Origin of the sequence: Streptomyces sp. NPDC059524 (assembly GCF_042749255.1) — a bacterium.
GTDB lineage: Bacteria > Actinomycetota > Actinomycetes > Streptomycetales > Streptomycetaceae > Streptomyces > Streptomyces xanthii.
Genome location: NZ_JBHYTK010000016.1, coordinates 1 through 7231 on the forward strand (window position 1 = coordinate 1; position 7231 = coordinate 7231).

Sequence of the window (7231 nt, forward strand, 5' to 3'; positions counted from 1 at the left end):
GGCTGGCCCACGGCGGCCGCGGCCGGCTCGGGCCCCGCGCCCGCCGCCCCCCAGGCGGCCCCCGCCCCGGCCCCGCAGCAGTCCGCCCCGGCGCCGGCGCCGGCACCCGTGCCTCAGGCCGCCCCCGTCGGCGGCCCCGACCCCCGCACCCTCTGGCCGAACATCCTGGAGGCGGTGAAGAACAAGCGCCGCTTCACCTGGATCCTGCTCAGCCAGAACGCCCAGGTGACGGGCTTCGACGGCACCACGCTCCAGCTCGGGTTCGTGAACGCGGGCGCGCGGGACAACTTCGCGAGCAGCGGCAGCGAGGACGTCCTCAAGGCGGCGCTCTCTGAGCAGTTCCATGTGAACTGGAAGATCGACGCCGTCGTCGACGCGTCCGGCGGCGCCCCCGCGCCTCCCGCGCCGGGCGGCGGCTACGGAGGAGGCGGCGGTTACGGCGGAGGCGGTGGCGGCTACACCCCGCCCCCGGCCCCGGCGGCCCCCGCCCCGGCCCAACAGGCCCCGCAGTCGGCTCCGGCCCAGTCCCCGGCTCCGGCCCCCGCCCCCGCACAGCCCGCGGCCCCGCAGCCGCCGGCCCGGCAGTCGGTCTCCCCGGAGGACGACACCCCGGAGGCCGACGACCCGGACCTGGACGAGAACGCCCTGTCCGGCCACGACCTGATCGTCAGAGAGCTCGGCGCCACGGTCCTCGAAGAGTTCACGAACGAGTAGTTCGCAGTCCGCGGCTCCGCCCCGCCCGTCTCCGCCCCACCCGTATCCCCCGCCCCTCCTGTACGAACACACAAAACGGTCCAGGCCCACCCATAGGCAGCCCGCACAAGAGCCGCAGACTAGGCTGGCCCCCGTGAAGCTCCTCGTCATCGGTAACGGCGCCCGCGAACACGCCCTGTGCCGCTCCCTGTCCCTCGACCCCGCCGTCACCGCCCTGCACTGCGCGCCCGGCAACGCAGGCATCGCCGAGGTCGCCGAGCTGCACGCGGTCGACGCCCTCGACGGCGCGGCGGTCGCCGCCCTCGCCCGCGAGCTGGAGGCCGACCTCGTCGTCGTCGGCCCGGAGGCCCCGCTGGTCGCGGGTGTCGCCGACGCCGTGCGCGCGCTCGGCATCCCCGTCTTCGGCCCGTCCGGCGCGGCCGCCCAGCTGGAGGGCTCCAAGGCGTTCGCCAAGGACGTCATGGCCGGCGCCGGCGTGCCGACCGCCCGTTCCTACGTGTGCACGACGCCCGCGGAGATCGACGAGGCGCTGGACGCGTTCGGCGCTCCGTACGTCGTGAAGGACGACGGTCTCGCCGCCGGCAAGGGTGTCGTCGTCACCGAGGACATCGAGGCCGCCCGCGCCCATGCGAACGCCTGCGAGCGCGTCGTCATCGAGGAGTTCCTCGACGGCCCCGAGGTCTCGCTCTTCGCGATCACCGACGGCGAGACCGTCGTCCCGCTCCAGCCCGCGCAGGACTTCAAGCGCGCGCTCGACGGCGACGAGGGCCCCAACACCGGTGGCATGGGCGCCTACTCGCCGCTGCCGTGGGCCGACCCGAAGCTGGTCCAGGAGGTCCTGGACACGGTCCTGCAGCCGACCGTCGACGAGATGAAGAAGCGCGGCACGCCGTTCTCCGGCCTGCTGTACGCGGGTCTGGCGATCACCGGCCGAGGCGTCCGCGTCATCGAGTTCAACGCCCGCTTCGGCGACCCCGAGACCCAGGTCGTCCTGGCCCGCCTCCGGACCCCGCTGGCCGGCGTCCTGCTGGCCTCCGCGACCGGCACGCTGGCCGACCTGGAGCCGCTGCGCTGGAGCGACGACGCGGCCGTGACCGTCGTCATCGCCTCGCACAACTACCCGGCGACCCCGCGCACCGGCGACCCGATCACCGGGCTCGAAGAGGTGGCCGCGCAGGACGCCCCGAACGCGTACGTGCTGCACGCCGGCACGAAGCGGGACGAGAAGAGCGGGCAGGTGGTCAGCGCGGGCGGCCGCGTCCTGTCCGTCACCGCGACCGGCACGGACCTCACGCAGGCCCGCGAGCGCGCGTACACCGCCCTGGCCCGCATCGGCCTCGACGGCTCCCAGCACCGTACGGACATCGCCGCGAAGGCCGCCGACGAGAGCTGACGACCGCCGCCGCACCGAGGCGGAGCGGACGGACCACGGGCCGGGTGGGAGAAGGGTGTCACCTTCTCCCGCCCGGCCCGTTCGTGTCAGCCACCTTTGCCCAAAGCCATTCCATCGAGTGACCGCTGACCCATCCGGCTGACGCTGCCGCGACGCCCAACTATGGTGCGGCGCACGGAGTTCGGGCATCCGCGAGACCGGACAGAACCATACGGACCACCGGCATTGCGATGTCAGTGGCGGGTGCCACAGTGGGGGAGTGAGCAACGCCACCAGGGTCCTGCCGCGGGCGCGAGTCCTCGGCCGGACGACAGGCACAGGCAGCAGGGGGTGACATCGGTCGTGTCCGGTACGGGTGCGGAGGCGGGTGCGCGGAGTGCGCGGGCCCGGGCGCTCGCGGTGCTGCGCGTGCGCAGCAGGGCGACGGCACTGGCGCTGCTGCCCGCGGCCGCCGCGGTGATCCTGCTCGCGGGCGGCACCACGGGCCATCTGACGGGCGCCGGCTGGGACGTCGCGCGCGGGATCGTCACCGCGTGCGCCGTGGTCGTGCTGCTCGCCGCGGCGGGTATCGCCCTGGTCGTGGCGCGGGCCCGCCCCGCCGTCAGCCCGACGGTCCCGGTCGCCGAGGAGACGGCCCCCGATCTGTACCGCCTGGTGCGGGACCTGGCCGACCGCCTGGACGTCCCGGCCCCCTCGGCGATAGCCCTCACCCCGGACTGCGACAGCTGGCTGGAGGACCGGACGCACCCCGCGCACGGCCCGCCGGGCGCCCGCCGCCGCATATCCGGGCCCGGCGGTTCTCGTGCCGCCGACGGCCTCGACGCGTCGGGCGGGAAGTCCCCGGACACCCCCGTGGCCCCCGTCCTCGTCATCGGCTCCCCCTTCCTGTGGTGGATGCGCGTGGGAGAGCTGCGCGCCGTCCTCGCCCCGGTCGTCGCCGGTACGGGCCCCTCGGCCCACCCCGACATAGCCGCGGCCCGGCGCTTCGTCCGCGGTCTGGACGCGGCCGTCGCGGTCGCCGCCGCTCCCGGCCGCGGGCCCCTGACCCGCACCGTTCTCGCCGGAGTCGGCCGGGTCGCCCGGCTGATGCTGAGCGGCTGCCGGGTCCACGCGGGCGAGATGGAGCGCGGTGTCGCCGCCGCCGCCGCCGAGCGGGCCCAGACGGTGGACTACGGCCTGCGGATCGTCGCGCAGGAGCAGGTCGGCCTCGCCTACGCGGGCTGGGACCGGCTGCTGACCCGGGTCGCGCTGCCGGCCTGGCGGATGGGCCGCTGGCCGTCCCGGCTCGACGCGGGCGTGGTCGCCGCCCTGACCGAGCTGTCCCGCCGCGACCGTCTCGCCGCGCAGAACGGCGCGTTCGCCTCGCGGCTCGGCGAGCGACCCGCCTGTGACCTCCTTGAGGAGCCCGGAGTCGTCGACGAGGCGGCCTCCCTGCTCGCCGCCCGGCTGTTCCACGGCGGCCCCGCCGAGCCCGGCCCGGACTGGGCGCCGGTCGACTGGCAGGAGTACCCGGACGAGGTCGTGGACCGCAAGTGGCGCGCGGACGCGGCCCGGCTGCACCGGGTCCTGGACGCCCTGGGCGTGCACCGCCCCGGCCCCTCCGGTCCCGCGGCCCACGGCCCGACCCTGGCCCGCGTCCTCGACCACCTCGCGGCCGCCCCGGAGACGATCCCCGCACCGGACGCCGCGCCCGACCCCGACCCCGCCCCCGGCCCCGCCGACGAGCTCGCCCCCGGCTTCGACCTCGAGGACGACGAGACGACCCTGCCCCGCCCCGAGGCCGACGCCCTGGCCGCCGGGATCAGCGCCGAACTGGCCCGCGAGGAGCAGGCCCGCCCGGCGCCCCCCGCGCCCACCGCGGGGCAGGGCCCGGCCGAGGCGCTGTGGGACGAGGGCGCCCTGCCCCTGTTCCCGCTGCAGCCCCCGCGCACCGGCCGCGACCTCCTCGCCGACCACGTGGTCGCGATGGTCTGCTGCGCCGCCGTAGACACGGCGGGCGCCGCCCCGGGCCTGGACTGGCTCGACGGGCCGTCGCTGCTGGTCGACGGCGAGCGCGCCGCCGATCTCGTCCCGCGCGTCCTGAGCCTGGTCGAGGACGGCGACCCCGCCCCCCTCAGAGCCTGGCTGACCACCCTGGGCATCCGCCCGGAAAAGCCAGTCCGTCTGGTCTGACCCCTGGTGCGCGGGGAACTGCGCGCCCAGCCCCCACCAACCCGCACCCGGCAAACAACCGGCACCCCCACGCTCCCCCTACACCACCCCCACACCCCCCGGAGGGCAACGTTCCACTCCCGCTCCCTCCAGCCAATTAGCGACGAACGGTGACGGACTGCGTGCGTAATGTGATGTGCTGGGACCGGTAGCGGAGCGATTCCGCACCGGGCCGATCTCGGGGGAGCGAGGGAGGGGCGCAGCCATGGGGCGGGACAGCGCGGGCACAGGGCACGAGCGGGAGCGGGCGACTGCGGACCCGGTACCGCCGAGGCCCCGCACACCCCGCTGGGAATCCGGCGCGATGGCGCACGCGGTGTCCGACCCGTTCGGCCAGGGCCCGCTGCCCTGGCTGCGCGGCAGCGAGCACTACTTCGACGACACGGGCCAGGTCGTCCCCTGGTACGTGGACCACGCCCCGCAGCCCGGCGCCACGAACCCGGGCGTGACGCACCTCGCGGCTAGCGGCGCCCCGATCCCGGCCCCGCGCACCAGCGGCCCCCGTACGGCCGACGACGTGCACCGCCAGATCAAGGGCTTCACCTCCACGGGAGCGGCCGCGCCCGGCGAGGCGATCGACTTCCACATCACGGTCGACCCGCCCCAGCAGTTCACCGTGGACGTGTACCGGATCGGCCACTACGGCGGCGACGGCGCGTCCAAGATCACCACGAGCCCCCGGCTCTCCGGCATCGTCCAGCCCGCGCCGCTGACCGCCGACCGCACGGTCTCCTGCCACCACTGGTGGCTGTCCTGGCGGCTGCAGATCCCGTCGTTCTGGAACGTGGGGGCGTACGTCGCCGTCCTCACCACCCTCGACGGCTACCGCTCGCACATCCCCTTCACCGTCCGCGACAGCGAGCCCGCCGACCTGCTGCTGCTCCTGCCCGACATCACCTGGCAGGCGTACAACCTCTACCCGGAGGACGGCCGCACGGGCGCCAGCCTCTACCACGCGTGGGACGAGGAGGGCCGGCTGCTCGGCGAGAGCGAGGCCGCGACGACGGTCTCCTTCGACCGCCCGTACGCGGGCGCGGGCCTGCCGCTGCACGTCGGCCACGCCTACGACTTCATCCGCTGGGCGGAGCGCTACGGCTACGACCTCGCCTACGCCGACACCCGGGACCTGCACGCGGGCCGCGTCGATCCGACCCGCTACCGGGGCCTGGTCTTCCCCGGCCACGACGAGTACTGGTCGGCGAACATGCGGCGGACCACCGAGCAGGCCCGCGAGCACGGCACCTCCCTCGTCTTCCTCTCGGCGAACACGATGTACTGGCAGGTCGAGCTGAGCCCCTCCGCGTCCGGGGTCCCCGACCGCCTGCTGACCTGCCGCAAGCGCCGGGGCCCCGGAAAGCCGGCCCTGTGGCGCGAGATCGACCGGCCCGAGCAGCAGCTCCTCGGCATCCAGTACGCGGGCCGGGTCCCCGAGCCCCACCCCCTGGTGGTGCGGAACGCGGACCACTGGCTGTGGGAGGCGACCGGCGCGCACGAGGGCGACGAGATCGAGAACCTGGTCGCGGGCGAGGCCGACCGCTACTACCCGCGCACGGCGCTGCCCGAGCACCAGGACCGCATCCTGCTCGCCCACTCCCCGTACCGGGACGGCGAGCGGGCCCGCCGCCACCAGGAGACATCGTTGTACCGGGCGCCGTCGGGCGCGCTGGTCTTCGCGTCCGGCACCTTCGCCTGGTCCCCGGCCCTGGACCGGCCGGGCCATGTCGACCCCCGCGTCCAGCGCGCGACGGCCAACCTCCTCGACCGCATCTGCAAACGAGACTGAGCCGAGACGTCCGGCACCCCACCCGTGGCCGGATCCGGTCCCCCCGTACGGGAGAATCGGAACCACTCGTACAGAACCACGGGGAGGAACCGTGTCCGGATTCGTCGAAAAGCCCGAGCCAGAGCAGGTCCCTGGCCTGGTGCATCTCCACACCGGCAAGGTGCGGGACCTGTACCGGAACGAGGCGGGCGACCTGGTGATGGTCGCCACCGACCGCATGTCGGCCTACGACTGGGTGCTGCCGTCCCCGATCCCCGACAAGGGCAAGGTCCTCACCCAGCTGTCGCTGTGGTGGTTCGACCAGCTCAAGGACCTGATCCCGAACCACGTCATCTCGCAGGAGCTCCCCGCCGGCGCCCCCGCCGACTGGGCGGGCCGCACGCTGATCTGCCAGAGCCTCGACATGGTCCCCGTGGAGGCCGTCGCGCGCGGCTACCTCACCGGCTCCGGCCTGGTCGAGTACAACGCGTCCCGCACGGTCTGCGGCCTCGCCCTCCCCGAGGGCCTGGAGGACGGCTCGGAGCTCCCCGCGCCGATCTTCACGCCCGCCACGAAGGCCGAGGTCGGCGAGCACGACGAGAACGTGCCGTACGAGGAGGTGGCCCGCCAGGTGGGCGCGGACACCGCCGCGGCGCTGCGCCAGGCGACGCTCGCCGTGTACGGCCGGGCCCGTGACATCGCGCGCGAGCGCGGCATCATCCTCGCGGACACGAAGTTCGAGTTCGGCTTCGACAAGGACGGCACGCTGATCCTCGCCGACGAGGTGCTGACCCCGGACTCCTCGCGCTTCTGGCCGGCCGACCAGTGGCAGCCGGGCCGCGCGCAGCCCTCGTACGACAAGCAGTTCGTGCGGGACTGGCTGACCGGGTCCTCCGGCTGGGACCGCAAGAGCGAGGAGCCGCCGCCGGCGCTGCCCGACGAGGTCGTCGCCGCGACGCGCGCCAAGTACATCGAGGCGTACGAGCTGCTGACCGGCACGAGCTGGAACCTGTAGCGAACGGCGAAAGGCCCCCGGGGCTGTACGGGGGCGTTTGTGTGGTGGGAAACACCAGGGTGGTAAACGCGGGCGCAAACATGGGGAAGGTTGGGGGGAACCAAATTGAGAACATTGCAGCGGTTGTACCCCGCCA

Annotated in this window: 4 protein-coding genes and 1 pseudogene; all 5 read left to right on the forward strand. The window is 74.6% G+C overall.

The window, feature by feature from the left end; all coding sequences use genetic code 11:
• Positions 1-714, forward strand: a pseudogene (locus ACFW9D_RS07150) (DNA polymerase III subunit gamma and tau); the annotation flags it as partial.
• A gap of 133 nt (positions 715-847) precedes the next feature.
• Positions 848-2107 (forward strand): phosphoribosylamine--glycine ligase, encoded by a 1260-nt coding sequence (gene purD, locus ACFW9D_RS07155; protein ID WP_384618851.1) that lies wholly within the window; start codon positions 848-850, stop codon positions 2105-2107.
• Positions 2108-2449: 342 nt separating this feature from the next.
• A complete protein-coding gene (locus tag ACFW9D_RS07160; RefSeq protein WP_384618853.1) occupies positions 2450-4279 on the forward strand; it encodes a hypothetical protein in 1830 nt (609 codons plus the stop codon).
• Positions 4280-4622: 343 nt separating this feature from the next.
• Positions 4623-6101, forward strand: coding sequence for a N,N-dimethylformamidase beta subunit family domain-containing protein (locus ACFW9D_RS07165; protein WP_188337833.1), 1479 nt, complete (start codon positions 4623-4625; stop codon positions 6099-6101).
• Between the two features lie 91 nt (positions 6102-6192).
• Complete coding sequence (locus ACFW9D_RS07170) at positions 6193-7095, forward strand: phosphoribosylaminoimidazolesuccinocarboxamide synthase (protein ID WP_384618857.1); 903 nt, start codon at positions 6193-6195, stop codon at positions 7093-7095.
• Positions 7096-7231: the final 136 nt, after the last annotated feature.

Bases quoted from the DNA above. Each gene is read 5' to 3' on its own strand.
- ACFW9D_RS07165 (WP_188337833.1), top strand. From the start codon at position 4,623: ATGGCGCACGCGGTGTCCGACCCGTTCGGCCAGGGCCCGCTGCCCTGG.